This window comes from Achromobacter dolens (assembly GCF_902859745.1).
In the GTDB taxonomy this organism is placed as follows: Bacteria; Pseudomonadota; Gammaproteobacteria; order Burkholderiales; family Burkholderiaceae_B; genus Achromobacter; species Achromobacter dolens.
The window spans coordinates 46,942-71,985 of record NZ_CADIJW010000028.1; the positions used below are offsets into that span (position 1 = coordinate 46,942).

At 71.0% G+C, this 25,044-nt stretch carries 27 protein-coding genes; 10 read left to right on the forward strand and 17 right to left on the reverse strand.

Annotation, left to right across the window (positions count from 1 at the left end; all coding sequences use genetic code 11):
- Nucleotides 1-160: 160 nt before the first annotated feature.
- A complete protein-coding gene (locus HV783_RS18685; protein ID WP_175189656.1) occupies nt 161-802 on the reverse strand; it encodes an NHL repeat-containing protein in 642 nt (213 codons plus the stop codon).
- Nucleotides 803-838: 36 nt separating this feature from the next.
- The gene (locus HV783_RS18690) at nt 839-2,056 is read right to left on the reverse strand and encodes a helix-turn-helix domain-containing protein (RefSeq protein ID WP_175189657.1); all 1,218 of its coding nucleotides are present in this window, start codon (nt 2,054-2,056) and stop codon (nt 839-841) included.
- A gap of 183 nt (nt 2,057-2,239) precedes the next feature.
- On the opposite strand from HV783_RS18690, the gene HV783_RS18695 reads away from it, so the two are divergent.
- Complete coding sequence (locus HV783_RS18695) at nt 2,240-3,469, forward strand: SMI1/KNR4 family protein (protein ID WP_175189658.1); 1,230 nt, start codon at nt 2,240-2,242, stop codon at nt 3,467-3,469.
- 12 nt (nt 3,470-3,481) lie between these two features.
- On the opposite strand, the gene HV783_RS18700 is transcribed toward HV783_RS18695, so the two are convergent.
- Nucleotides 3,482-4,912, reverse strand: a complete 1,431-nt coding sequence (locus HV783_RS18700; RefSeq protein ID WP_175189659.1) for a CoA transferase — start codon at nt 4,910-4,912, stop codon at nt 3,482-3,484.
- A 109-nt stretch (nt 4,913-5,021) separates the two neighbouring features.
- Between HV783_RS18700 and HV783_RS18705 the strand changes: the two genes are divergently transcribed.
- Nucleotides 5,022-6,233 (forward strand): citrate synthase family protein, encoded by a 1,212-nt coding sequence (locus HV783_RS18705; protein ID WP_175189660.1) that lies wholly within the window; start codon nt 5,022-5,024, stop codon nt 6,231-6,233.
- 31 nt (nt 6,234-6,264) lie between these two features.
- On the opposite strand, the gene HV783_RS18710 is transcribed toward HV783_RS18705, so the two are convergent.
- Together HV783_RS18710 and HV783_RS18715 are read right to left on the reverse strand one after the other, a co-directional pair.
- Nucleotides 6,265-6,744, reverse strand: coding sequence for a DUF6882 domain-containing protein (locus HV783_RS18710; RefSeq protein ID WP_054504422.1), 480 nt, complete (start codon nt 6,742-6,744; stop codon nt 6,265-6,267).
- A gap of 215 nt (nt 6,745-6,959) precedes the next feature.
- A complete protein-coding gene (locus HV783_RS18715) occupies nt 6,960-7,769 on the reverse strand; it encodes a nucleotidyltransferase domain-containing protein (protein ID WP_175189661.1) in 810 nt (269 codons plus the stop codon).
- A 136-nt stretch (nt 7,770-7,905) separates the two neighbouring features.
- Here HV783_RS18715 and HV783_RS18720 point away from each other — a divergent pair, with 136 nt between their 5' ends.
- Nucleotides 7,906-8,448: a MarR family winged helix-turn-helix transcriptional regulator gene (locus HV783_RS18720; RefSeq protein WP_175189662.1), complete on the forward strand. Its 543-nt coding sequence runs from the start codon at nt 7,906-7,908 to the stop codon at nt 8,446-8,448.
- Complete coding sequence (locus HV783_RS18725) at nt 8,445-9,206, forward strand: DNA alkylation repair protein (RefSeq protein WP_175189663.1); 762 nt, start codon at nt 8,445-8,447, stop codon at nt 9,204-9,206. Before HV783_RS18720 ends, HV783_RS18725 begins: the two co-directional genes overlap by 4 nt.
- A gap of 61 nt (nt 9,207-9,267) precedes the next feature.
- Here HV783_RS18725 and gstA read toward each other — a convergent pair whose 3' ends face one another.
- The gene (gene gstA / locus HV783_RS18730; protein WP_175189664.1) at nt 9,268-9,873 is read right to left on the reverse strand and encodes a glutathione transferase GstA; all 606 of its coding nucleotides are present in this window, start codon (nt 9,871-9,873) and stop codon (nt 9,268-9,270) included.
- A gap of 112 nt (nt 9,874-9,985) precedes the next feature.
- Between gstA and HV783_RS18735 the strand changes: the two genes are divergently transcribed.
- The 3 genes from HV783_RS18735 (at nt 9,986) to HV783_RS18745 (ending at nt 12,272) form a co-directional block, all read left to right on the forward strand.
- Nucleotides 9,986-10,861, forward strand: a complete 876-nt coding sequence (locus HV783_RS18735) for a LysR family transcriptional regulator (protein ID WP_175189665.1) — start codon at nt 9,986-9,988, stop codon at nt 10,859-10,861.
- A gap of 80 nt (nt 10,862-10,941) precedes the next feature.
- Nucleotides 10,942-11,370: a GNAT family N-acetyltransferase gene (locus tag HV783_RS18740; protein ID WP_175189666.1), complete on the forward strand. Its 429-nt coding sequence runs from the start codon at nt 10,942-10,944 to the stop codon at nt 11,368-11,370.
- A gap of 95 nt (nt 11,371-11,465) precedes the next feature.
- Nucleotides 11,466-12,272, forward strand: coding sequence for a DUF169 domain-containing protein (locus HV783_RS18745; protein WP_175189667.1), 807 nt, complete (start codon nt 11,466-11,468; stop codon nt 12,270-12,272).
- 41 nt (nt 12,273-12,313) lie between these two features.
- Here HV783_RS18745 and HV783_RS18750 read toward each other — a convergent pair whose 3' ends face one another.
- Nucleotides 12,314-13,216 (reverse strand): LysR family transcriptional regulator, encoded by a 903-nt coding sequence (locus tag HV783_RS18750; RefSeq protein WP_175189668.1) that lies wholly within the window; start codon nt 13,214-13,216, stop codon nt 12,314-12,316.
- 107 nt (nt 13,217-13,323) lie between these two features.
- Between HV783_RS18750 and HV783_RS18755 the strand changes: the two genes are divergently transcribed.
- Nucleotides 13,324-14,532, forward strand: a complete 1,209-nt coding sequence (locus HV783_RS18755; RefSeq protein ID WP_064522745.1) for an MFS transporter — start codon at nt 13,324-13,326, stop codon at nt 14,530-14,532.
- An 84-nt stretch (nt 14,533-14,616) separates the two neighbouring features.
- Nucleotides 14,617-15,285 carry an HAD family hydrolase gene (locus HV783_RS18760; protein WP_175143774.1) on the forward strand — a complete coding sequence of 223 codons (669 nt, stop codon included), beginning with the start codon at nt 14,617-14,619 and terminating at the stop codon, nt 15,283-15,285.
- A gap of 68 nt (nt 15,286-15,353) precedes the next feature.
- Here HV783_RS18760 and HV783_RS18765 read toward each other — a convergent pair whose 3' ends face one another.
- The 10 genes from HV783_RS18765 to HV783_RS18810 form a co-directional block, all read right to left on the reverse strand.
- The gene (locus HV783_RS18765; RefSeq protein WP_054504456.1) at nt 15,354-15,737 is read right to left on the reverse strand and encodes a c-type cytochrome; all 384 of its coding nucleotides are present in this window, start codon (nt 15,735-15,737) and stop codon (nt 15,354-15,356) included.
- A gap of 172 nt (nt 15,738-15,909) precedes the next feature.
- Nucleotides 15,910-16,863, reverse strand: a complete 954-nt coding sequence (locus HV783_RS18770) for a DMT family transporter (RefSeq protein ID WP_175189669.1) — start codon at nt 16,861-16,863, stop codon at nt 15,910-15,912.
- 128 nt (nt 16,864-16,991) lie between these two features.
- Complete coding sequence (locus tag HV783_RS18775) at nt 16,992-17,882, reverse strand: AraC family transcriptional regulator (protein WP_275255922.1); 891 nt, start codon at nt 17,880-17,882, stop codon at nt 16,992-16,994.
- A gap of 105 nt (nt 17,883-17,987) precedes the next feature.
- Nucleotides 17,988-19,280: an RNA polymerase sigma factor gene (locus tag HV783_RS18780; RefSeq protein ID WP_175189670.1), complete on the reverse strand. Its 1,293-nt coding sequence runs from the start codon at nt 19,278-19,280 to the stop codon at nt 17,988-17,990.
- Nucleotides 19,277-19,684, reverse strand: a complete 408-nt coding sequence (locus HV783_RS18785; protein ID WP_063583594.1) for a VOC family protein — start codon at nt 19,682-19,684, stop codon at nt 19,277-19,279. Before HV783_RS18785 ends, HV783_RS18780 begins: the two co-directional genes overlap by 4 nt.
- Before the next feature lie 42 nt (nt 19,685-19,726).
- Complete coding sequence (locus HV783_RS18790) at nt 19,727-20,140, reverse strand: YciI family protein (protein WP_054504434.1); 414 nt, start codon at nt 20,138-20,140, stop codon at nt 19,727-19,729.
- Between the two features lie 159 nt (nt 20,141-20,299).
- Nucleotides 20,300-20,653 (reverse strand): YciI family protein, encoded by a 354-nt coding sequence (locus HV783_RS18795; RefSeq protein WP_054504435.1) that lies wholly within the window; start codon nt 20,651-20,653, stop codon nt 20,300-20,302.
- 127 nt (nt 20,654-20,780) lie between these two features.
- Nucleotides 20,781-21,911 (reverse strand): OmpA family protein, encoded by a 1,131-nt coding sequence (locus HV783_RS18800; protein ID WP_175189671.1) that lies wholly within the window; start codon nt 21,909-21,911, stop codon nt 20,781-20,783.
- A complete protein-coding gene (locus tag HV783_RS18805) occupies nt 21,908-22,771 on the reverse strand; it encodes a motility protein A (RefSeq protein ID WP_054504437.1) in 864 nt (287 codons plus the stop codon). The genes HV783_RS18800 and HV783_RS18805 overlap by 4 nt, the downstream gene beginning before the upstream one ends.
- A 277-nt stretch (nt 22,772-23,048) precedes the next feature.
- Nucleotides 23,049-23,645, reverse strand: a complete 597-nt coding sequence (locus HV783_RS18810; RefSeq protein ID WP_116792345.1) for a GNAT family N-acetyltransferase — start codon at nt 23,643-23,645, stop codon at nt 23,049-23,051.
- 107 nt (nt 23,646-23,752) lie between these two features.
- Between HV783_RS18810 and HV783_RS18815 the strand changes: the two genes are divergently transcribed.
- Nucleotides 23,753-25,044, forward strand: a 1,292-nt coding sequence (locus tag HV783_RS18815) for an NYN domain-containing protein (protein ID WP_217484237.1), incomplete at its 3' end; no start/stop codon positions are given.

The window sequence follows — 25,044 nt, forward strand, 5'->3', positions numbered from 1 at the left end:
ACCAGAGTCAAAAAGGGGGGAGTTTACACGCTGGCGGGGGCTCGCTGGGTCGGAAAAGGGCCGCCGCGCCAATGCCTGCAACAATTTGTCAGGACGGCGCGGCGGCGCGGGACACCGCGGATCAGCGGGATCAGGGCGGATCGGGGCGGATCGGGGCGGATCAGGCGCTGGCGCGTGGCCGGCGCACCGCGCGCACCCGGCCGCTGCTGGCGCCGCCGCAATAGAGCACGTCGCCGCCGTCCGACTCCAGGCCGGAGACGTACACGCCGGGCGGCATCGCCAGTCGTTCCAACACCTCGCCACCGGCCGGGTCCACCCGCCGCAGCTCGCTGGCGTCGTCCTCCCAGGTGCCGTGCCACAGGTCGCCATCGACCCAGGTGACGCCGGTCACGTAGCGGTCGGACGCGATGGTGCGCAGGACGGCGCCGGTGGCGGGATCGACCTGGTGGATCCTGCGGTCCTTGTAGCGCGCGATCCAGAGCATGCCTTCGGCCCAGGTCATGCCCGAATTGCCGCCGCCTTCGGGCGCCGGCACGGTGGCCAGCACGCGGCCCGATGCCGGGTCGATTTTCTGGATGATGCTGTCGGCCAACTGGTAGAGATGCTTGCCGTCGAAGGCGGTGCCGGCGCGGGCGATGACGTCGATGGTACGAACCACGTCGCCGCTGGCCGGATCCAGCGCGTGCAGCTTGTCGCCGACCGCGATCCAGATGCGGCTGCCGTCGTACGAGACGCCGTGCACGTCCGTGACGCCGGGGAAGGGGCCGTATTCACGGAGAATTTCTGCGGGCTTGGTTTTCATGACGCTGTCCTTGTTGGGAGGGGTGACGTCTCCATGCTAGGCATTCGGCAGCGGGACCGGGAGTAACAATGTCGTCGCGAAACCGGGCAGGGGCGGCGTGATCCAGCGCCGCGCCCGGCCCTGGCCGAACGAATGCGCCTGGCCGGAAGCCGCCAGCGCCTCCAGGGCGCGCTGCACCTGGCGCTGACTGGCGCCGGTGGCCAGCGCCAGCGCCGAACTGGACCAGGCTTGGCCGTCGGCCAGCAGCGCCAGCACGGCGGCGTGGCGGTCCCGCACCGGCGGCGTCAACACGGCAACGGTGTGCGCGGCTGGCATCAATGCAAAGCCTTGCCGCGTTGCCCGGATTTCTGCCCACGGCGCCAGGGCCGCCCGCAACCGGCCGATTTCCACCCGCAGCCGCGCGCGGTGCGAGTCATCGGGATGGCGGGTGCGGAACGTCTGTGCAATCAACGCGTCGCGCGGCGCGTCGTCCGGCCACGCCTGGCCCAGCGCCTGCGCCAGGGTGAAGAGCACGGGCCGGCTGGCCAGGGGCAGGGTGCGGCCCGCGCCATGCACGGCATAACGGCACGCGTCGATCACCAGCGTGTCGGACGCGAGCAGCGCTTGCACCTGCTCCAGGCGCAGCACCTGCGTGTCGCCGGCGCGCTGCAGGTGCGCGGCCGGCGCTTCCAGTACGAGCGACGCCTGGCGCACCTCGGCCTGCAGCGCCGGGATGCCGGCCGCTTGCGCGGCGCGCGCGGCCAGGTCCAGCGCGGCGCGTGCCGCCGTGGCTTGGAGGCGCCGCAGCGCAATGCCGGCCAGGGCCAGCTCGTGCACCGCTCGCAAGGCTGGCGGAAAAGGGGCGGGATTCAGTTCCGACAGCACCTGCTCGGCCTGCTCCAGCCGTCCCATCAGGATCAGGCGGCGGCCGGCCAGATAGCCGGCGTAGGCCGCATTGCGCCGGTCGCCATGTTGCTCGAGCGTGGCGCGGGCGGCGTCGAGCGCCGTCTGTGGCCAGCCCAGGTCGCGCGCGGCCAGCGCGATCTCGGCCTCGGCCACCACGCAACGGGCGCGCGCCACCGGATCCTTGGCGCCGAACGCGCGGGCGGCGCGGCGCACCAGCGGCCGGGCGCGTTCGAAGTCGCCCAACTGCGCCAGCGCGATGCCGCGCAATGCCAGCGCCGGCGCATCGTCGCGCAGCGCCACCCGGCTCAACGCGCCCAGCGGATCGCCGCTGGCCAGCGCCCGCGCCGCGGCCATGATCAGCCCGTCCATGACGCTCCCGCCATCGTCCCCGCGCCCCGTTGCCACGTCCATTCGTGGATGCCGCCAATCTACCACCGCGCCGCGGGCGCGGGGAGTTCGTCGGCGATGCGGCAGGGCGCCTGCGTCTGCCGTGGCGTCGTCCCCATCCCCCACGGGTAGAATCCGAACCGGCATCTCCCAGGAAACCTGAACATGAGCGAGCATCATTTTTCCGCCGACGACATCCAGTCGCTGCGCCAACACGGCATTGCCCTGTTCGCCGATCGCGTCCTGATCGCGGTCCAGCCGCCCCTGGACGAGGCGCGCATCGACGAGATCGAAGCGGCCTGTGCCGGCCCCTTGCCCGATGCGCTGCGCGACTTGTGGCGCCTGACCGCCGGCGGCGAACTGGCCTACGACCTGCATGCGCGCATGGACGGCAACGAAGAGGCCCTCAGTTGGTCCGAGCTGTTCTATGACGGCAGTGACCAATACCGCGACCTGGCGGGCTGGATCGAGCACGAGCAGGAATGCGCCGAAGAGGCCGCCGCGGAACGCGGCGAGGCCTGGGACGGCAAGCTGCGCTATCTGCCGATCGGCGGCTTCGAATACTGCGACCGTATCTATGTGTGCGTGGAACCCGGCCCGCGGGCCGGCAGCATCGTGGCCTGGAAGCAGGGGCTGCCGGGCTGGACGCATGCGTTGCAGCAGGACGCCATCGCGACCGTCGCGGCGGACCTGCACGCGGCCTTTGCCGCGCTCTACCTGGAGCAGGATATCGACGACCCCGACAGCACCGGCATACGGGTGCTGGAATACCTGGACGAGCGCGTGGCCGATCACGGCATGCCGCAGGCTCTGGCGGACAAGCTGGCGGCGTTCTATCGGCGCGCGCTGGTGGACTGGCGCGCGCCGTTGGCGGCCGGCACGCTGGGCCAGTCGCCCACGCTGGCCAGGCTGGCCTTGCGGCATGCGTTGGCGCATGATGACGGCGCGCTGGTGGCGCACTTGGCGGCGCAGGGCGTGGGCTTTGACCAGCCGTTGCGCGGCAGCGCGCTGGCGCTGGACGTGGCGCTGACGCAGCATGCCTATGCGGCGGCGCGGGCGCTGTTGCGGGCCGGCACGCCGGTCAGCGCGGAGGCGATCCATCGATTCGATCGCAAGCCGCCCGCCGATCTGGTGGCGCAGTTGCTGGCGCGCGGGGCGCGGGCCGACGGCCTGGGTATGGCGCGCTGCGTGGCCTGCGGGTCGCCCGAGGCCGCGCGCGTGATCGCCGCCGCCGCGGGCGAGGGGATCGCGGCGGCGTATGCCGAGGCGCGCGACGCGATGGCGGCCCGCTACGAGGAAGACCTGCGCCGCGTGCGGGCGGGCAAGCTGGGCCATTACCTGGGCGTGGACGGCCTGGCCGAACGGGTGGCCAACTTGCGCGCGTTTGTGCTTTGAGTCGGCCCCGGGCTAACGCGAGCCATCGCGCCAGGCCGCCTCGGAGGATCCCAAGGCGCTTGCCGGGTAATCCCAAGATTGCGGCGTGTCCGCGATCCGCAGCGGCGGCTTGACGCGCCTGATCGGGCCCCACGCGGTTGCCTCGATTTGTTCGGACCAGTCGGCTGCGCTTTCCGGCGCCAATGCCGGCCCGCCTTCCAGCAAGCCGCCATGCGCGACCAGCAATTGGGCGCTGCGGGCGAGCGACGCGCGCGTGGTGCTGCCCGCGCCGGTGGCCAGCCGTTCGGTCAAGCCCCGGATCGCCGCCGCCGCCATCAGATAGCCGGTGCCGTGGTCCAGCGCCTGGCACGGCAACGGCACCGGGCGGTCGCCACCCTTGGCGCGCATGCCGGCCTCGGCGATGCCGGTGCTCATCTGCACCAGGCTGTCGAAGCCGCGGCGGCCCCGCCACTCACCGCTCCAGCCATAGGCGTCCAGCGATACGTCGACCAGCGTCGGGTTGAGCTGGCGGCGGCGCTCGGCGTCCAGGCCCAGGCGGGCGAGGGCGTCGGCGCGATAGCCGTGGATCAGCACGTCGGCCTGGGACAGCAGGCGTTGCAGCGTGGCCAGCCCCTCGGCGGACTTGAGGTCCAGGCGCGCGCAACGCTTGCCCAGCACGACCTCGGGCACGGTGCCGGGCTCTTCCCAGCCGGGCGGGTCGATGCGCAATACATCCGCGCCAAAGCCCGCCAGGAAGCGCGTGGCCACGGGGCCGGCCAGGATGCGGGTCAGGTCCAGCACCCGCAGACCCTGCAACGGACGCTGGCGCGAAATGCGCCAAGCAGGGCGGGCGCCGCCGCCGCTGGCGGCGCGGTGCAGCAGGGGTTCGGCAGCAACGCTTTGGCCTTGCGGATGCTGGCGCCAGGCGTCCAGGCCGCGCATGGCGGCGGCGCAACCGTTGTGTTCGACCACCGCCGCTTCCAGTTCGTCGGCGCGCCAGCCTGCCACGGCGCGGGCGACGGCGTCGCGGTCGGCGGCCACGCCCAGGACCGCCAGGGCGGCGTCGCGATGATGGGGCGCGTTGGTGTGCAGCCGGATCCAGCCGTCCGCCGCGCGGTAGTCGCCGGCGACGGCGTCCCACAGCGGCGGCATGCTCCAGCCGATGGGGCGCAGGCTGGTGCCGAACCAGAAAGAGGCCAGTCGTTGGTCGACCTCGACCGCCGGCACGGCGGGCGCACCGGCCGCGCCTGCGCCGGCCGCGACGAATTCCGCCATGGCCAGGCCGGCGGCGCCGATCGCGGCGGTGGCGAATTCCGTGACGGCGAAGGCCGAGGGCAAGGCGCCCTGGCCGGTGATGGCGACCTGGCTCAGCAGGGCGGGATCGCCGCCCGCCGCGAGCCAGAACTGGCGCAGGTAGTCGGCGGTGGCCGGCGAGGGCGGGAGGGAGCGATGGATGGCGGACATGTGGCTTCCGGGTCGTTGAGGGATGACGCCAGGATTCATCTTGCCGCATTAATTGTCAATATTGATTAATATAATCAACCCATTGCCCTCGTTCCCCGTCTCGGAACCCATGCCCAATTACCTGACCTCCGCCGCCGCGGCCACCCGCCTGGGGGTGTCGCGCCAGACCCTGTACGCCTACGTCAGCCGGGGATTGCTGCACGCCGAGACCGGCGCCACGCCGCGCGAAAGCCGCTACCTGGCCGAGGAGGTCGAACGGCTGGCGGCGCAGCGCACCCGTGGCCGCAAGCCGAAAGAGGTGGCCAAGGCGACGCTGAACTGGGGCCTGCCGGTGCTGGAGTCGGCCATCACCCTGATCGAGGATGGCCAGTTGTTCTATCGCGGTGAAAACGCCGTGGCGCTGGCGCAATCGTCCTCGGTGGAAGCGGTGGCCGCGCATCTGTGGCAATGCGACCAGGCCATGGCGTTCGGCGCGGCCGCGCCGGGGTTGTCCGAGGATCTGGCGGCGCTGTTCGCGCGCCATCGCGGCCAGCGCGCCGAGGCCGCGCTGTTGCCGCTGTTCACGGCGGCCAGCGATGACGATGCGACCGCGTTGTGGCAGCGCTCGCCCGAGCGCCAGGCGCAGGGCTGCGGCGCGCTGGTGCGCACGCTGGCGGCCTGCCTGCTGCAGACCGCGCCGGACGACGCGCCGATCCACGCGCAGTGCGCCCGCGCCTGGGGCGTGGACGCGGCGGGCGCGGATCTTATCCGCATGGCGCTGGTGCTCTGCGCCGACCACGAACTGAACGCCTCCAGTTTCACCGCGCGCTGCATCGCATCCACGGGCGCCAGCCTGCGCGCCGGCATTGTCGGCGGGCTGGCGGCGTTGACGGGCGGCCGCCACGGCGCCACCACGGCGCGCGTCGAGGCGATGTGGGAGGAACTGGAACGTGGCGACGGCGGCGCGGACGCCGGCCAGCGGCTGGCGCGGGGCTTGCGCGAGCGGCTGGCGCGGGGCGAAGACATGCCGGGTTTTGGCCACCACCTTTACCCCGCGGGCGATCCGCGCGCCAGCGCCTTGCTGGCGCGGATACTGCCGCGGCGCCCCGAGTGGGAGACATTGATCGAGCAGGCGTTCGAGCTATCGGGGCAGCGGCCCTCGGTGGACTTCTCGCTGGTGGCGGTGCGGCGCCATCTGGGCCTGCCGCCGGGCGCGGCCTTCGGCCTGTTCGCGCTGGGACGCTCGATCGGCTGGCTGGCGCATGGCCTGGAGCAGCGCGGCAGCCCCGATGTGATCCGGCCGCGCGCGGCTTATACCGGGATTCGTCCGGACGCGGCCTGACGGCGGCGCGGTGGCGCGCGCCGCCGGCGCGTCAGGCCTTGGACAAGGTCACCTGGCCGAACGTCATCCAGACGTGGGCGGTCTCCGAGGCCTGCGCGCGGTACGAGCCGCTGGCCTCGCCCAGCCGCATGGCCACGGCGGTGAATTCCCAGGCCAGGGCGTCATCGCATGGCACCTTGCGGTGGGTGTATGCCTCCAGGCCGTGGGCCTTGCCGAAGGCCAGCGCCAGTTGGGCGTGTTCGGCCAGTTCGGCGGGCACCGACGGATGATCCCAGCCCCACAGGAAGCTGCCGTCCTCGCTATTGGAGGTGCCGACGATCTGCACCGGCGCTTGCGCGGTGATGCCGCCGGGCAGTTGGAACACGATCAGGCCGCTGTCCATGTCCACGGACCATTGCTCGGCCTCATCCAGGTGCCAGGTGGCGCAGTGCGCCGAGGTGGCGGCCCGCATGCCTTCCAGGCTCTGGGCGATGTAGTTGGAAACGTCGAAGGGCTGCGTGGTGTCGGACATGCGGGGCTTTGCGGGTGATGGAAAGGCGATAGGGTACCCGCAAAGCGCTGGCCGGCGCATCGCTCATGCGCGACCGGACCGCCGCGATCGCGCGGCGCCATGCCGAAGCGGGTGAACGGCGGCGTTCAGGTCGGCGATCAGTGCCCCGGACGCGCCAGCACGTAGACGCGAGTGTGCGGCCGTAGTGCGTTCGATCCAGCGGTTCCTGGCGGTGTTCAATACGTCAGCGGCGCGCCGGTCACGACTTCGTACAGGAACCGGTCCAGCCGCTCGGTCTGGCCGTCCGGCCGGTCGAAGAAGGGCGCCTTTTCCAGGGCCGGCAACGTGGTTTCCAGATAGGCGTGGATCAGCGGGAAGCGCGGGCCGTGCTTGGCCTCGCCGGCCTGCATCTTGATGGCCAGCAGCGCGTTGATCTCGTCGCGCAGCGCGGGGTCGGTGACCATGGCGTCGGCCAGGTCCGCGAAACGCATCGGCGGGATGCCGCGGCCGCTGTCGATCCATTGCGCGGCCAGCACCGGACGCAGCACGTACAGGTATTTCTTGAGCCGCACCGTGTCGCCCTGCAGCGATTCGCGGAAGTTGCGGCCGGCCATGGCCACGTAATGCCAGCGGCCCTTGATGTGCGAGAAATACTCGCTGCGGAAGTGCCGCAGCCAGGCGCTGGTGGCGTCGTCGTGGCGATACAGCACGGGCGAATCCAGCCATTCGAACAAGGTCGGGTTGGAGCCGCGCAGCAGTTGCAGCGCCTTGCGCAATTCCCAGCCGGACACGTCCAGCTCGTCGTCGATGGGCAGCTCGATCACGTCGCGCTGGGGCACCACGCGCAGGTACCAGTCCAGCTTGTGCACGTACAGGAAGCGCACGTCGTAGTCGCTGTCTGGCGAGGCGAACCCCCAGCCCCGGCTGCCGGATTCGCAGGCGAGCAGGACGCGGACATCGTGACGCTGTTCGATGTGTTCCAGGGTCGCCATGACGCGCTCGCGGATGGCCGGGTCGATGGGGTGGGCATGCAGAATCGAAGTCATGGTCCGGATGCTAGCACTTCGCCAGGCGGGCGCCGCGCGGGGCGATCGCTCGGCGGGATGTCGCCATGGCCTGCTCGTTTGTCCTGTATAGTTAGGTGCCTTATCATATGCTGCCGTATCAACTGCCGGAAATCCCATGCCACCCGCCATTCCCATCATTTCCGCCATGCTGGAACCCAAGCACCACGCGCTGCTGGACGAGGCCGCCCGCCGCGGGCTGCAATCCGCGGACGGCATGCGGTTGTGCCTGCAGGTGCTGGCTCTGGCCGGCGCCATCGACCGCGATTGCGCCGCGCGCCTGGCGCCGCGGCAGTTATCGGAAGGCAAGTTCGTGCTGCTGTTCCTGCTGCACGGGCAGGCGGGCGGTCTGTCGCCGCACGAACTCGCGGCGCGCGCGGGGGTGACGCGCGCCACCGTCACCGGCCTGCTCGATGGACTGGAGCGCGACGGCTTCGTTTCGCGCCAGCCGGGCCAGGACGACCGGCGCCGGATCGCGGTGGTCCTGACGCCCAAGGGCAAGACGGCGGCGGCCAGGTTGTTCAAGGAGCACACGCAGTGGATCGGCTCGTTGTTCGACCCGCTTTCGCCGACCGAGCGGCGCCAGCTCGGCGAGCTGCTGGCGAAGGTATGGCGCGGCACCGACAGCGGGCGCGCGGCGTTGGCGAAGGACGCGCCATGAGCGCCGCCCGTCGAGGCGTCAAGGACATCGGCGCCGACCGCCTGGCGCGGCTGAACGCGGGCGCGCCGGCCACGCACCTGACCGAGTGCCTGGCGGTGGACTTTGCCGTGTTGATGCAGGCGCTGGCGCCCGAGGTGGGCGCCGATGGCATCGCCGCCATGCGGGCCGCGGCGGCGCTGGGCATCTCCAGGCGCATGGCGGTGGCGGCGCGCATCCTGCATGAACGCCTGGGCCCGGCCGGCTGCGCGCGGATGGCGGCGCAGGCCTCCGACACCGCGCGCGGCTGGGCTTGCTTCATGATCGGGGCGGCGCCGGATGTGCCGCTGGCGCAGCGCCTGGCGCGCATCCGGCCGTTGGCCGACGACGCGCACTTTGGCGTGCGCGAATGGGCCTGGCTGGCGCTGCGGCCGGCGTTGACGGCCGACCTGGACGCGGCCATCACGCAACTGCAACCCTGGACGACGTTGCCGTCCGAGCGCCTGCGGCGCTTTGCCAGCGAAGCGCTGCGGCCGCGCGGCGTCTGGTGCGCGCACATCGCCGCGCTCAAGGCGGATCCGGGGCGGGCGCTGCCGCTGCTGGAGCCGCTGCGCGCCGATCCGGCGGTCTACGTGCAGGATTCGGTGGCGAACTGGTTGAACGACGCCAGCAAGGACCAGCCCGACTGGGCCCGGCGGGTGTGCGCGCGCTGGCTGACGCACAGCCCGGTCGCGGCGACGCAGCGCATCTGCCAGCGGGCGCTGCGCACCATCGGACCGTAGCGCCGATCGTTGCGCCGCAAGCGCGGCCATCGGTGTCGATAATGCGTTGGCCGCGTGCGGCTCAACCCTGCGCTTCGGCCGCCAACGCGGCCTGCACGGCGGGGCGGGATTCGATGCTGCGCTGGAATTGCACCAAGGCAGGCCAGCGTATCAGGTCCACGCCGAGTTGCGGCGCCCAGCACAGCACCGCGTACAGGTAGATATCGGCCACGCCATAGCGGTCCTGCACCAGGGCGTGCCGCGCGTGCAGCGCGGAGGCCACGTAATCGAGGCGTTTTTCCAGCCGCGCCTGCCACCACGTGCGCGCAGCCTCGGGCAGGTCGCGATTGAACAGCGGGCCGAATCCGCCGTGGATCTCCGCGGAGATGAAATTCAGCCATTCATGCAGCCGGTTGCGGGCCCAACTGCCGGCGGGCGGGACCAGGCCGGAATCGGGACGCAGGTCGGCCAGGTACAGGCTGATGGCGGGGCCTTCAGTCAGCACCTCACCCCCCTCGACCTCCAGCGCGGCAACGTAGCCCTTGGGGTTGATGGCCAGGAAATCGCGGCCGTCCGCGGTGCGCTTGGCGCGGTTATCGACGCGGATCAGGTCGAATCGCAGGTCCAGTTCGCGCAGCAGGATGTGGGGCGACAGCGAGCAGGTGCCGGGGGCGTAGTAGAGCTTCATGGAATCGTTTCGGGGGTGGCCCGATCTGGGGGAAAGGACGCCCAGGATCGCTCGGCCTGGAGTATTCGTAAAATTACTTCTTCAGAAATAAGGAATAAGTTGAGCTACTTCCATGATGAATCTGATCCATTGGCGGCTGCTGCTGGCGGTGGTGGACGCCGGCAATATCACCCATGCCGCGCGGCAGGTGGGCATGACGCAGTCGGGCGCGAGCCAGGCCATCGCCCAGCTTGAACATCATCTGGGCGCGCCCCTGTTCACGCGCGAGCGGCGCCAGAGCGTGCCGACCGCGCTGGGACTGCGGGTGGCGCATGAGGCCCGCGCCATGCTGGGCTCGCTGGGCCGCATCCAGGCGCTGGCGCGCGAAAGCGCCGGCGTGGCCGGCGGCGTCCTGCGGCTGGCCAGCTTTCCGATGGTGTTCTCGACCATTCTGCCGCCGGTGCTGCGACGCTTCCGGCAGTTGCATCCCGCCGTCGAGGTGGTGCCGTTGGAAGCCAGCGACAGCGAGATCGAGACCTTGCTGGCCGCCGGCACCGTGGACGTGGGCGTGGTGCTCAATCCGCCCGCGCGGCGCGGCGCCTGTCCGCTGGGCGAGGACGACTGGGTGGCGGTGCTGCCGGCCTCGCATCCGCTGGCGCGCGGCGCGTCGGTGACGCTGGCGCAACTGGCGGCGCAACCGTTCGTGCTGGCCACGGGCGGTTGCAGCGTGCACGCGGCCAGCGTCGCGGCGGATGCCGGCCTGGCGCTGGCCGACGTGCGCGCCACGGTCATGGAATGGTCCAGCGCCTACGCGCTGGTGCGCGATAACGTCGGCGTGGCCCTGGTGCCCGAACTGACGCTGCCCGAGAATCGCCGGGGCCTGCGGGTGATGCCCCTGGCCACGCCGGTGCGGCGGCGTTTCGCGCTGGCGGCGTCGCCGCAGGCCGCCAGCGCGCCGGCGGTGCTGGCCTTGTTCGAGATGTTGCGGCAGGATGACAGCAAGGCCTGAGGGCCGGGCGCGGGCCGTTGCGCGCCGTCATCGCGGCGACATCGGGGCGGCCTACGATCGCGGTTTTTGGCCGAGGCGACATGATCATCCGCAACGCAGAAGCCGGCGACAGCGCCGATATCGTCGAATTGCTGGCCCAACTGGGCTATCCGGGCACCGCGGCTTTCCTGCCCGGGAAGATCGAACGCCTGCTGGGGCACCGCGACGCCGAGCTGCTGGTGGCCGAGGACGGCGACCGGCTGCTGGGCTTCATCGCCCTGCACTTCATGGTGCAACTGGCGCTGCCCGGGGACTTCTGCCGCATCACCTATTTCTGTGTCAGCGACGCGGCGCGCGGCAGCGGGGTGGGCCGGGCGCTGGAAGAGGCGGCCGAGGCGCTGGCGCGGGCGCGCGGCTGTGACCGCATCGAGGTGCACTGCCACCAGCGGCGCACTGACGCGCACCGCTTCTATTACCGCCAGGGCTATGAGGAATCGCCGAAGTACCTGATGAAGTCCTGCCGCCCCTGAGCGCGCGCGGCGAGGTTGCGGCCACACAGGGTTGGCGCGCGCGCGCCGCGCTCGTGTAGTCTTGCCCGTTCCAACGACAAGTCCAAAGGACGGGCATGGAAGAGACAACCCAAGTGACCACGCAGGATGCGCCGCGCGACTGGGCGGCGCTGGTCGACGACCTGAACCGCCTGCTGCGGCTCAAGACCACGGTCATCGGCATGAAGCTGTACGAGGACGAGGCGGCGCTGGCGGGCGTGAAGGGGCTGCGCCGGCCCAGGGCCACCCATACCACCGACCAGATCGTCGGCATGGCGGCGCGGCTGGGCTGGACCGTTGGCATCACCGGCGACGACCTGGTCGGCGCGCAGTGCCGCGCGGTGATCGGCCTGGGGCCGCAGGACGAGGCCTGGCGCAGCGGCAAGGAGTACGTCGGCGTGTGGCACGTCACCGAGGCCGACGCCCGCGCGCGCCAGGAGGCCCTGTCCTGCGTGCCGGCGGGCAGGTACCGGGCGATGGTGGTGTCGCCGCTGGCCTCGGGCCGGCTCGATCCGCCCGACATCTGCCTGATCTATGCGACGCCCGGGCAGATGATCATCCTGATCAATGGCCTGCAATGGAAAAACTACCGGCGCTTCGACTGGAGCGTGGTGGGCGAGACCGCCTGTGCCGATTCGTGGGGGCGGGCGCTGGCCACCGGCGAGCCCAGCCTGTCCTTGCCCTGTTATGCCGAGCGCCGCTACGGCGGCGTGCCGGACGAGGAAATGCTGATGGCGCTGCCGCCGCGCTACCTGCCCCTGGCGATCGAAGGCATGAAGGCGCTGTCGGCCAATGGCCTGCGTTATCCCATCCCGCCATACGGCATCCAGAACGACGTGCGCGCCGGCATGGGCGTGAGCTACGCGCAGCCGCCGCGCGGCTGAGACGGGCGGGCCTGGGATGGGCCTGGGATGGGCGGGGCTGTTCAGTCCCCGGCCAGCGCCGCCGCCAGCGTGCGCGCCGCCGGGCCCAGCGGCTGGTCGATGCGGTGCGCCAGGTAGACCTCCGTGGCCACCTGGCTGCCGCGCCCGAGGCTGCCGGTGGGCAGGCGCAGCAGCCGGCCTTCGGCCAGGTCGCGCTCGACCAGCCACAGCGGCAGGCGGCCCCAGCCAAGGCCTGCCAGGATCAGCGCATGTTTGGTGTCCTGGCCGCTGACGCGGCAGGTCTGCGGCGACAGCACCGCGAAGTCGCGGCCGGCGCTGAGCGTGGACGGATCGATCTGCACCACCTGCAGGTGATCGGCCAGGTCGGGCGCGGTCAGCGCCGCGCCGTCGGCCACGCGCGCGGCCAGGGGATGGTTGGCGCCGACCACCGCCACCATCTGTACCGACGACAACGCCTGCATGGCGATGCGCGGATGGCGGAAATGTTCGCCGGCGATGATGCCCAGTTGGTGGCTGCCATCGAGCAGCGCGGCGATCGGTCCGCCCAGCGGCAGCACCGCGACGCGCGTGGCGACCGACGGATAGGCCGCCCGCAGGCGGTTCAGCGCGGCGCCGACCTGGGCGATCGGATACAGGGTGTCCACCGCCAGCGACAGTTCCAGCTCGACTCCGTCGCCCAATCCCTGGGCGCGGGCCCGCATGGCGTCCACCCGCAGCAGGATGTCGCGCGCATTGGCCAGCAGCGCCTGGCCTTCCGGCGTCATGACAGGGCGGTGGCCGCCCCGGTCGAACAGCTTCACGCCCAACTGCGTTTCCATGTTGGCGATGGCATGACTGACGGCCGACTGCACCCGCGCGAGCTGCCTGGCGGCGGCGCGGAAACTGCCGGTGTCGGCCACGGCCGCGAACACGCGTAGCTGGTCCAGGGTGAGGGCGTCTATCATCGTGCGTCCTGATCTATTTTCAAGATCGGTTCCATCAAAAGATTATCACTTATCAGAATCGGTTCCGGCCGGCATGCTGGCGGCATTGCAAGCGAGGAGAGGCAGGGATGGAAAAGGTGGAAGGCGCGGCGCGGGCCGGCCGGCCGGCGGCGACCCGTTGGGGGGCGGTGCTGGCGATCGTGGGCGCCGGCGTGGTGGCGTCGTTGCAGGTCGGCAAGGTGATCATCGCGGCGCCCTTGCTGCGGCGCGACCTGGGGCTTGACCTGGCGTCGATCGGCACGCTGACGGCGGTGTTCTCGATCCTGGGCGTGCTGGGCGGCATCGCGGCGGGCGGCGTGATCGCGCGTTTCGGCGCGCGCCGCATGCTGCTGTCAGGCCTGGCGACGGTCGCGGCGGGCACGGCGGCGGGCGCGCTGGCGCCAGGTTATGGCGCGCTGCTGACCTCGCGCGTGGTCGAGGGCCTGGGTTTCCTCCTGATCACGGTGGCAGGGCCGGCGGCCTTGCAGCGCCTGGTGCTGCCCGCCAGCCGCGACCTGGCTTTCGCGCTGTGGAGCTGCTACATGCCGGCGGGCATGGCGATCGCGATGCTGGCCTCGCAGGCCTTCGGCGACTGGCACGCCTACTGGTGGTGCGCCGGCGCGGCCGCCGTGATCGCGCTGGCCTGCGTCGCCGCGCTGGCGCCGCCCACGCCCGCCGGCGCCGGCCTGTCCTGGCGCGGGCTGCGGCAGGACACAACCGATACGCTGGGCGCGGCCGGCCCGATGCTGCTGGCGGCTTCGTTCACGCTCTACAGCCTGATGTTCTTCGCGCTGTTCACCTTCCTGCCGGTGCTGCTGATGGACAAGCTCGGCCTGCCGCTGGCCACCGCCGGGCTGTACAGCGCGGCCGCCAGCGCCGCCAACATCATCGGCAACCTGGGCGCCGGCGTGCTGTTGTCACGCGGCTGGCGGCGCTCGACCCTGATCGCCTGCGCCAGCGTGGCGATGGGCGGGGTGGCGCTGCTGATTTTCCGCTCGGTGTTCCCGGCGATGCCGACCTTCCTGCTGTGCGTGCTGTTCTCGGCCGTGGGCGGCCTGATCCCGGCGACGCTGCTGGGCACCGCGCCGCGGGTGGCGCCTCGGCCCGCGCTGACGGCGGCCACGGTCGGCCTGGTGATGATGGGCAGCAACCTGGGGCAGGTGATCGGGCCGGTGACGGTGGGCGGGGTGATCGACCGCTATGGCTGGGCGCAGGCCTCGCTGGTGGTGGCGGCGGCGGCGCTGGGCGGCGTGGCCATCGCCTGGCGCCTGCGGCGGCTGCACGGCGCCCGCTTGTAGGCGCGGGATCCGGCCGCGGCGCGCCAATGCGGCGGCTGTCATGTGAACGGCCTATCATGGGGCATTGTTCCCGCTGGAGTCCCCATGCCTACGCCCGCCCCGCGCCTGGTCATCTTCGATTGCGATGGCGTCCTGATCGATAGCGAAATCATCGCGGCCCGCGCCCAGTCGCGCGCGCTGGCCGAACACGGCATCGCCATCACGCCGCAGGAAGCGGCGCGGCGATTCGCCGGCATTCCCGACGCCGATATGTGGCAGACCCTGCAGGACGAGAACGCGCGCGCCTTGCCGGCGGATTTTGCGCGCCAGTACGCAGATCGGCTGCAGGACACCTTCCGCCAGGAGCTGCGCGCCTTGCCCGGGGTGCGCGAGACCCTGGCCGCCCTGCGCCAGCGCGGCATGGCGTATTGCGTGGCCTCCAGCAGCACGCCGCCCAAGCTGGAGGCGGCGCTCAAGCTGGTCGGGCTGTGGGAGGAATTCGCGCCCAACGTATTCAGCACCGCGCAGGTGGCGCATGGCAAGCCGGCGCCGGACGTGTTCCTGTTCGCCGCGCGGCAGATGCGCACCGCGATCCTGGAGTGCGTGGTGGTCGAGGACAGCGTGCCCGGCGTGCGCGCCGCCCGCGCCGCGCGCATGCGCGCGGTGGGCTACATCGGCGCTTCGCACAACGGGCCGGACCAGCGCAAGCGCCTGCTGGACGAAGGCGCGTTCGAGGTCATCGACGACCTGCGGCGGCTGTCGGAGATCATCTAGCCGCGGTCGCGCGCGCGCCGCCATGGCATTGCCACCGGCGCGCGTCGGCGATGGCGGCGGGCCATGCGTCAGCGGCTCTTGGCTATCACGCCGGTCATGTATTCGTTCAGGTCGCGGAAATCCTTGACCGTCCAGGCGTGCGGCGGCACCTTCACGCCGTTTTCGCGCAAGGTCCTGGGAATCAGGTCGCCGTTGGGACGCAGGATCACCGAGGACACGATGACGCCCGGATAGTCGATCAGCCGCTTCCTGAAGGCGGCGGTGGTCAGATCCGGGGTGGGCGGGTTGCTTTTCCTGGCCAGCGGCCCGGTACCCTTGATGTCCGCGCCATGGCACATGGCGCAGCGTTGCTGGAACAGATTCCTGCCGTTGATGTTCTCGGCATGGGAAGGCGAAGTTTGAACCAGCGCGGAAAATCCCAGCGCGGCCAGGGCAATCGTTGTTGTTTTCATGAAGGCGTGTGGTATCGATCGGCGTCACGCTCGGCCGACTCGGCGGCGCCAGGCCATGGTCCCGATCCGGGTGATGGCATCCAGGTCCTGGATCGCGCGAAAAAAGCGCCTCGCATTCCAGGGCCTGGCGGCCTTGTCCGCTTGCCGTCGCGCGCTTGAGCGCCGACGCCGTCTAAGCGGGCAGCGGCTCGGGCTTGACCCGCACCGCGCTGAGCACGCCGATCATCAGCAGGGCAATGCCGGCCAGCGTCAACGGCTGCGGCATGCTGCCGCGCAGGATGAAGGCGTAGGCCAGCGCCGCCAGCGTCTCGAACACGATCAACTGCCCGGCCAGCGCGGTCGGCAGGCGCTGGCTGGCTTCGTTCCAGCACAGCGTGCCCAGCCACGAGGCGAACAGGCCGATGAGGATCATCAGGCCGAGGAACACCTGCGGGCGCGGCCCCAGCGGCATGTCGAAACCGCTGCCGGTGGCGGCCATGCCGCCCCACAGCAGGCCGTAGCCGGCCAGCGCGAGCGGCAGGGTGGCCACGCCCTGGGCGGTGGCCCAGGTGCGCGGACTGCGGCCCGGATGGTCGCGCAGCCAATCGGCGTTGCGCAGCGGATACCAGGTCCAGCACGCCACCGCGCACAGCGCCAGCACGGCGCCGATGGCGTAGCGCGACAGGTCGGCGTCGGCCTCCTGGCGCAGCGCCTGCAATTCGACCTGGTTGACGCAGGCGATGCCCAGCGCGATCAGCGCCAGCGGGGGCGCCAGCCGCTTCCAGGGCAGGCGGCCGTCGCGGCGCGCGTTGCGCAGGTTGGCGCAGATGGCGATCACCACCGGCAGCGTGCCGATGATCATGGTGGGCACCGGGCCGCCGGCGCGCTGGATGGCGCTGGCCAGGCACAGGTAGTACAGCAGGTTGCCGATGGCGGCCAGCTTCAGGGCCTCGATCCAGTCGGCGCGGCTGAGCTGGCGCAGCGCCTTGCGGTCGAGCCAGGCCAGCGGGATGGCGATCAGGCCGAAAGCCAGATAGCGCGCCACCGATTGCAGGGCGGCGGGGTATTCCGGCAGCAGCAGCGGGCCGACGAACACCAGCCCCCACATCAGTCCGGCCGCCAGCGCGTACAAGGTTCCTGCCCACATGAAGATTCCCAACGGGTATTTGATAGACGGGGCAGTCTAGCGGCGGCTGGGGCGGCCGGTCTTGTACCAGATTGCTGCGGGCCGCCAGCCCGGCGCGGCAGCCGATTCGCGGCCCGGCGCCGGGCGGCTCAGGCGCGCACCTGCCTCTGGTAGCGGGCGGGCGTGACGCCGTAGCGGCGGGTGAAGGCGCGGGTCAGGTGGGCCTGGTCGGTCAGGCCGGCGGCCAGCGCGGCCTGGGCGGGCGGCTCGCCGGCGGCCAGCAGGCGCTTGGCCTCGAACAGGCGCAGCGCCATCAGCGTCTGCTGCGGCGTGGCGTGGTACTGGGCCTGGAAGCTGCGCAGGAAGTGGAATGGACTGAGGCCGGCCACGGCGGCCAGCTCCTCCAGCGTCAGGCGGCGCGCCAGATTGGCGCGCAGATAGTCGATGACCGGCGCGAAGCGCGGCGCGCCTTCGGGCCGCGGCGGCGCAGGCACGCGCGCATGGCGCCGGAACTCGGCCAGCAACGCGTGCAGCGCACTATCGAACGCCAGGGGTTCGCGCGCCCCCCACAGGGCGTCGAGCAGGGCGGTGACGCGCTGCGCGCTGGCGGCGTCATGGCCCACCGCGCAATCGAACCACCAGCCGGCCTCGCCGGCCACTTCGGCGACCACGTCCGGGTCGATATAGGCCATGCGATAGCGCCAGCCGCCTGCGGTCTCGGCGCGGCCGGTGTGCAGTTCGTCCGGGTTCATCAGCACCACCGAGCCGGGCGGCGCCAGATGTTCGGCGCCGCGGTAGCGGAAGCGCTCCACGCCGGTTTCGATGGCGCCCAGGCCATAGGCCTCGTGGGTGTGCGGCTCGAAGGCGTGGCGAATGATGTGGGCGCGGTACAGCTCGATGCCGGGGCGGTGCGCCGGGCGGCGGAATTCGGCGCGGTCGTTGGGATGGTCGAAGGCCTGCGGCACCCCCGCGAGCGGCGGCTCGGGGCGCGCGTCGGAGGCGGCGGGCAGGCCGCCGGCGGAGGGCAGGAGGGAAGCCATGGCGGGATTTAAGCACGTCCGGCGCCGGCGTGTCCGGTGGCGTGGGAAGCCTGCCGGGCGGGCGCGGCGCGCGGCCGCCGGGATGGGGGAGGGGCGCGGCGGCGCTCAGTCCGCCGCCGGCTGCCCCCGCGCCCGGGCCAGCAGCATCTCGCGCTCACGCGCGTTGCGCGTCATGGCGGCGGCGCGTTCGAATTCCGTGCGCGCCTCGGCGTGGCGCCCGAGCCTGGCCAGCAGGTCGCCGCGCACGCTGGGCAGCCAGTGGTAGTTGGCCAGCGCCGGATCGCGCGCCAGTTCGTCGGCCAGGTCCAGCCCGGCCTGCGGGCCGAAGGCCATCCCCACGGCGACGGCGCGGTTCAGTTCCACCACCGGCGACGGCATGGCCTGCGCCAGCGCGTCGTACAGCGCCACGATGCGCGGCCAGTCGGTCTCTTCCGGCCGGCGCGCACGCGCGTGGCAGGCCGCCAGCCCTGCCTGCAGCGCATACGGCCCGCTGGCCCCGCCCAGGCTTTCGGCGCGTTCCAGCGCGGCCAGGCCGCGGCGGATCAGCAGGGTGTCCCAGCGGCCGCGGTCCTGCTCCAGCAGCAGCACGGGCCGGCCCTGGGCGTCGCTGCGGGCAGGCAGCCGCGAGGCCTGCAGTTCCATCAGCGCCACCAGCCCATGCACCTCGCTGTCGCCGGGCGTCAATTCGGCCAGGATGCGGCCCAGCCGCAGCGCTTCGTCGCACAGCGCCGGCCGCATCCAGTCCTCGCCCGAGGTGGCGGCGTAGCCTTCGTTGAAGATGAGGTAGATCACTTCCAGCACCGAGGCCAGCCGCTGCGTCCGTTCCCGCGGCCCGGGCACTTCGAAAGGCACGCGCGCCGCCGACAGGCTGCGCTTGGCCCGCACGATGCGCTGGGCGATGGTGGACTCCGAGGCCAGGAAGGCGCGCGCGATCTCGGCGGTGGACAGCCCGCCCAGCAGCCTGAGCGTCAGCGCCACGCGCGCCTCGGTCGAGAGCAGCGGATGGCAGGCGGTGAACACCAGGCGCAGCAGGTCGTCGCCGATGTCGTCCTGGCGCGCGGCGTCCAGCGCCTCGACGAAATCGGGTTCGACGTCGGCCTGCAGCGCCTCCAGTTCGTGGCCGATCTGCTCGTGCTTGCGGCGGTGGATGGCGTCCAGCCGCAAGCGGTCGCGGGCGCGGTTCTTGGCGGTGGTCATGAGCCAGGCTCCCGGGTTGTCCGGCACGCCGCTGGCCGGCCAGCGCTCCAGCGCGGCCACCAGCGCGTCCTGGGCCAGTTCCTCGGCCAGGCCGACATCGCGCACCAGGCGCGCGACGCCGGCGATGACGCTGGCGGCCTCGATGCGCCAGACGGCCTCGATGGCGCGGTGGGTTGCCGCCGATCCGGCCGAGGCGGTCATGCCTGCGGCGTCGCGCCGGGTTCCATGTAGAACACTTCCCAGATGTGGCCATCCAGGTCATCGAAGCCGTGTCCGTACATGAACCCGTGGTCCTGCGGCGGGCGCGGCGCCGTGCCGCCGGCCGCCTTGGCGCGCGCGACCAGGTCGTCGACCTCGGCGCGGCTTTCGCAGGACAGCGCGATCAGGGCTTCGGTGCCGCCCTTGGCGTCGACGACAGGTTTGTTGGTGAAACCCTGGAAGAAATCCTTCACCAGCAGCATGACATAGATGTTGTCGCCGACAACCATGCAGGCGCCCTGGTCATTGGTGAATTGCGGATTGAAGCTGAACCCCAGGCTCCTGAAGAAGGCCTGCGATTTCGCCATGTCGGCGATGGGAAGGTTGACGAAGATCTGCTTGTGCATGATGGGTCTCGCGGCGGGCGTCGTTGACAGGGATGGAGCGGTTCACTGGCCGTTGCCGGGCAGGTCGCGGAAGCGATCGATTTCCTGGCCGGGGCCGAAGTCTTCCAGCTCATACATCTGCCGCACCTCGATTTCGCAGGGCTGGCCGGGGAAGGGATCGGGAAAGCGCAGCGTCCATTGCAGGGCTTCTTCGCGCGAGCGGGCCTGGATCACGGTGTAGCCGGCGATCAGTTCCTTGGTGTCGGCGAACGGGCCGTCGATGACCTTGCGCTGGCCCTGCGCGTCGTAGTGCACCCGCCAGCCCTTGGACGACGGCTGCAGGCCGCTGGCGTCGAGCAGCACGCCGGCCTTGGCCAGGCCTTCATGGTAGGTCGCCATGGCGTCGAGCAGGCTGGCTTCGGGCAGCCTGCCGGATTCGCTGTCGGCGTTGGCGCGGACGATGATCATGAATCGCATCGGGAATCTCCTGGTATCGATGGGCCCGGCCGCACGGCGCGGCAGGGTCGGTACTGGCACGACGCATGGGACGCGCGAGAATCGACAGGGAATTGGGCGAATCAGGGTAAACACCTATCCGGGTCCGTCCTCGTCATCGCCCGCGGCGATGACCCGGCGCTACATGAAACAGGGCCCCAGTTCGCGCACCTCGACCGTGGCCCACTGCGCCGCCGGGCATTCGGCGGCCAGCGCCAGCGCCTGTTCGCGATCGTCGCAATTGAGCAGGAAGAAGCCGCCGATCATTTCCTTGGCCTCCGCGAACGGGCCGTCGACCAGCGTGCGCTGGCCGTCGCGTACCCGCAGGCGCACGCCTTCCTGGTCGGACTTGAGGGATTCGGCGCGCGCCAGCAGGCCGCGCGCCTGCAGGCCTTCGGCGTAGCGCAGCATCTGCGCGTAGGCGTCGCGCCCCTGTTCGGGCGTGCGCTCGGCGCGCTGGCCGATGGGTTCGACGATGAGCAGCATGTACGGCATGGCGGATTCCTGTTGGCGCCGGTCCGGGCGCGGGGCCGGCAGCCGCCAGATTACCGCCGTTTGGCCTGGCCCGGCCCCGCCGCGGCGCGAAAAAAAACCGGCCGGGGCCGGTTGGGATCGGGAGCGATCAGGACTGGGTGGCGGCCATGGCCTCGGTTGGCGTCAGGGTCGAGGGCGGCGCGGCTTCCAGCGGGGAGACGGCGGAAGCGGCTTCGGGGCGGGCGGCCACGGGCGCCGGCGCGGCCGCGGCCGGCTTGGCGTCGGCGGTCTTGGCATCCGTTGGCTTGGCGTTGCCGTTCGCGGCGGCGGCCGCCGGCTTGCCGTCGGCGCCCTTGGCGTCGGCCCGGGCCGGCTTGGCGGGGGCGGTGATGTCCATGATGAGTTCGACCCGGCGGTTGGCGGCGCGGCCGGCCGGCGTGTCGTTGGACTCGATCGGACGCGTTTCGGCGTAGCCCACGGCGCGCAGGCGGCTGCCGGCCACGCCGTCGCGCACCAGTTCGCGCAGCACGCTGGTGGCGCGGCTGCTGGACAGTTCCCAGTTGGAGGCGAACTGGCGGGTCTGGATCGGCACCGGGTCGCTGTGGCCTTCGACCGACACCTGGTACTCGTTCTTGTTCAGGATCGCGGCCAGGCGCTTGATCACGTCCAGGCCCGACGGACTGAGCGTGGCCTGGCCCGACGGGAACAGCAGCTCGTTGCTGATGCGGAAGCTGACCGATTGCTCGTTGATGATGACGTCGACCGACTTGCCCAGGTCGCCCAGGCCCAGCGACTCCTTGGACGGGGCCTTCAGGGGCGGGGCGGCCTGCGCAACCACCTCGCCGCCGTCGGGCGTGGCGTCGGCTTCGGCGGCGGTGGCCGTGGCGGCGGGCGCCGCCGGCTCGCCCCAACTGGCCGGGATCGCGGGCGTGTCGAATTCGGCGTATTCGCCGTCGTAGGCCGGCAGACCCTTGGCCGCCAGGCTGCCGACGATGTCGACCTGCTTCTCGCCGGATTCGGGGAAGTCGCCATGCAGGCGCGACACGGCCAGCATCACCACCAGCATGGCCAGCAGCAGCGTGATCAGGTCCAGGTAGCTGAGCAGCCAGTTCTCGGCGTCGCTTTCAACCGTTTCATCGACGTGCCAGCGGGCGTAGCGGTCCTTGCGGTCGTTCTTGCTGGGGCGCCAGCCGCTGTTGGCCGCCGCCTTCTGCGCGCGCAACTGGGCCTGGCGGGCCTGCTCGATCCGCTGCGCCAGGGAGGGGGAAATCAGGCTCATTGGCGCGCGGCGGCGGGGCGGGTGATGGACACGGGCTTGGCGGCGGAGGGCACCTGGCCCTCGGTCTTGCCGCGCGCGGCGGAGGCGCCGCCGTCGTAGATTTCGTCCTCGACGTGCATGACGAACGAGTTCAGGGTCTCGCGCACCACGGCCGGTCCGCGCTTCTCGCACATCATCGAGATGCCCTGCAGCACCATGTTCATGGACTCGACGCGGCGCGCGGTGCGGCGCTCGAGCTTGACCGCGATCGGCTTGCACACCAGGTTGGCCAGCAGGATGCCGTAGAAGGTGGTCATCAGGCCGATGGCCAACTGCTGGCCGATGGTGGTCATGCTGCCGTCGCCCAGCACCGCCATCAGGTTGATCAGGCCGACCAGCGTGCCCAGCATGCCGAAGGCCGGCGCGAACGTGGCCATGACGCGGAACATCTGCGCCTCGGCCATTTCACGGGCCTTGAGCCGCGCCACGCGCCATTGCAGCAGTTCGATGATCTGGTCTTCGGGGGTGTTGTCGATGATCAGTTGCACGCCGGTGCGCAGGAACGGATTGGTGACCTTCTTGAGTTCCTGTTCGACCTTGTGGACGTCGGTGTTCATCCACAATTGCGCCATGTTGACCAGTTCCTCGATGTCGCGCTGCTGGTCGTGCTGGTCGTGGCGGAACACCGTGCCGACCAGCTTGAAGACCCGCATCACTTCGGACAGCGGATAGGCGATGAACAGCGCGGCGCAGGTGCCGCCCAGCACGATGGCCAGTCCCGGCAGGTTGAAGTACATGCCGGGGTTGGTGGCGGCCAGCGCGATGACGATGACCAGGGTGAGCAGGCCGACAACGGCGCCGATGACGGTAGACGGATTCATGGATCTTGCCCGATTGCGAGGGAGCATCCCGTGCACGGAATGCGGGATGGTGGCAAATTCTAGCCACGCAAGCAGCCGGCCAATCCGTCGGAAAACGGGGCGAAAGGGGCGGTAAGCGCCGGCTTGAACCGGCGCCGGGGCGCGGCCGCTGGCGGAATAAATGGGGTCGGATTTATTTCGCGATCACGGGTTCAAGGCGGGCCAGGATGGGGGAGGCGTCGCTTCCTCCTAATGCGTCGGCAAGAACGCCGCGAGATCCGGCGGCCGCCGGCTGCGCTCAGGCCGGGCTGCCGTCCGCGCGGCCCGGCGCGGTCGACAGGCGCCGCGCCCGCCATTCGTCGCGCGTGATCTCCCAGATCTCGGCCATCTGCCGTCCCGAAACGAAACCGCGTTCCTCGGTGGCCACCAGCCGCATGCCGGTGCGCTCGGACAGGCGGCGCGAGCCGTCGTTGGCCGCCGCCTTGGGCGCGCGCAGCACTGGCTCGTCCAACACCTCGAACCAGAAGGCCGTGACCGCCTCGCTCGCCTCGGTCATGAAACCCTGGCCGCGATAGTCCGGGTCGAGCCAGAAACCGCGGTGGTTGCCCGGATCGTCGCGCATCAGGCTGATCAGCCCGATCAGGCGGCCAGGCTCGGCGCGCGGGCGCAGCGACCAATGCCACTGCGCGCCACGCCGCATGGCCGGCAGCGCCACCTGTTCCACATAGGTGCGCGCGCCGTCCTCGGGGTAGGGCCAGGGCACCTGTTCGGCCAGGTAGCGCACCACGTCCCACTGCGGGAAGATGCGCTGGATGGCGGGCGCGTCGTCCAGCGACAACGGTTGCAGCAGCAGGCGTTCGGTGCTCAACGGGGGATGGAGAAGGTCGTCAGGCATCGCGGTCGCGGAAAGGGGGAGGACGGAAATGTATATCATGGGCGGCAAATCGCGGCCAATCGCCCCGGCCAGGCGGCCGGGATGACCGCCGCAACGGAGAAACACTTATGAATGCCAACGAAAACGTCAGCATGGCGCTTTTTTGCGACTTCGAGAACGTGGCGCTTGGCGTGCGCGACACCAAGTACCAGAAGTTCGACATCCGCCCGGTGCTGGAGCGCCTGCTGCTCAAGGGCAGCATCGTGGTCAAGAAGGCCTATTGCGACTGGGAGCGCTACAAGGAATTCAAGGCGCCGATGCACGAGGCCAATTTCGAGCTGATCGAAATCCCGCACGTGCGCCAGTCGGGCAAGAACTCCGCCGACATCCGGCTGGTGGTGGACGCGCTGGACTTCTGCTACACCAAGTCGCACGTCAATACCTTCGTCATCATCAGCGGCGATTCCGACTTCTCGCCGCTGGTGTCCAAGCTGCGCGAGAACAACAAGAAGGTGATCGGGGTGGGGGTCAAGCAATCCACCTCGGACCTCCTGATCGCCAATTGCGACGAATTCATCTTCTATGACGACCTGGCCCGCGAAGGCCAGCGCGCCGCCGACGCCCGCCGCGACAACCGTGGCGGCGGCAACGCCGGACAGCGCCGCTCGCCGGACGAGGAGCGCCGCCGCAAGGAAGAACTGGAAGCCCGCAAGACGCAGGCCGTGGACATGGTGGTCGAGACTTTCGAGGCGCTGATGGCCGAGCGCGGCGACAGCGGCAAGATCTGGGCCTCGGCCCTGAAGGACGCCCTCAAGCGCCGCCGGCCCGATTTCAACGAGTCCTATTACGGTTTCCGCGCCTTCGGCAACCTGCTGGACGAGGCGCAGTCGCGCGGCTTCCTGGACGTCGGGCGCGAGGAGAAATCGGGCACCTACGTGTACCGCGACAGCGCGGGCGGCACGCCTGCCAGGAGCGGCGGCAAGCCGGCGCTGCGCGCCATGGCGGCGGCGGTCGAGACGCCCGAGGGCGCGGCCGATGCGGCCGTGGCCCCGGGTTCTCAGGCCGACGAAACCGATGCCAAACCCGCGCGCGGCGCGCGCGGAGGCCGCAAGAATGCGTCGGGCGGGCGGGGTGGCCGCCCGGGCGCGGGCCAGGCGTCTGGCCGCCAGGGCGCGCCCGCGGACCGGGAGGGGGGCGAACCGGTAGAGCGAGAGGATCGCGAGGCCTGGCCGCGACCCGGCCAGCCGGCCGCAGTCGAGACCGCATCGGTGGCGCCGCAAGCGGCGCCCGTCCTGGCCCCCGCGCCGGCCCCGGAGCCGGCCGCGCTGTCCGTCACGGACGACCATCCGTCCTCCACCGAGGCGCCGGCCGAACCGAAGAGCCGGCGCGGCGCGCGCAGCGGTCGTGGCGCGGCCAAGAC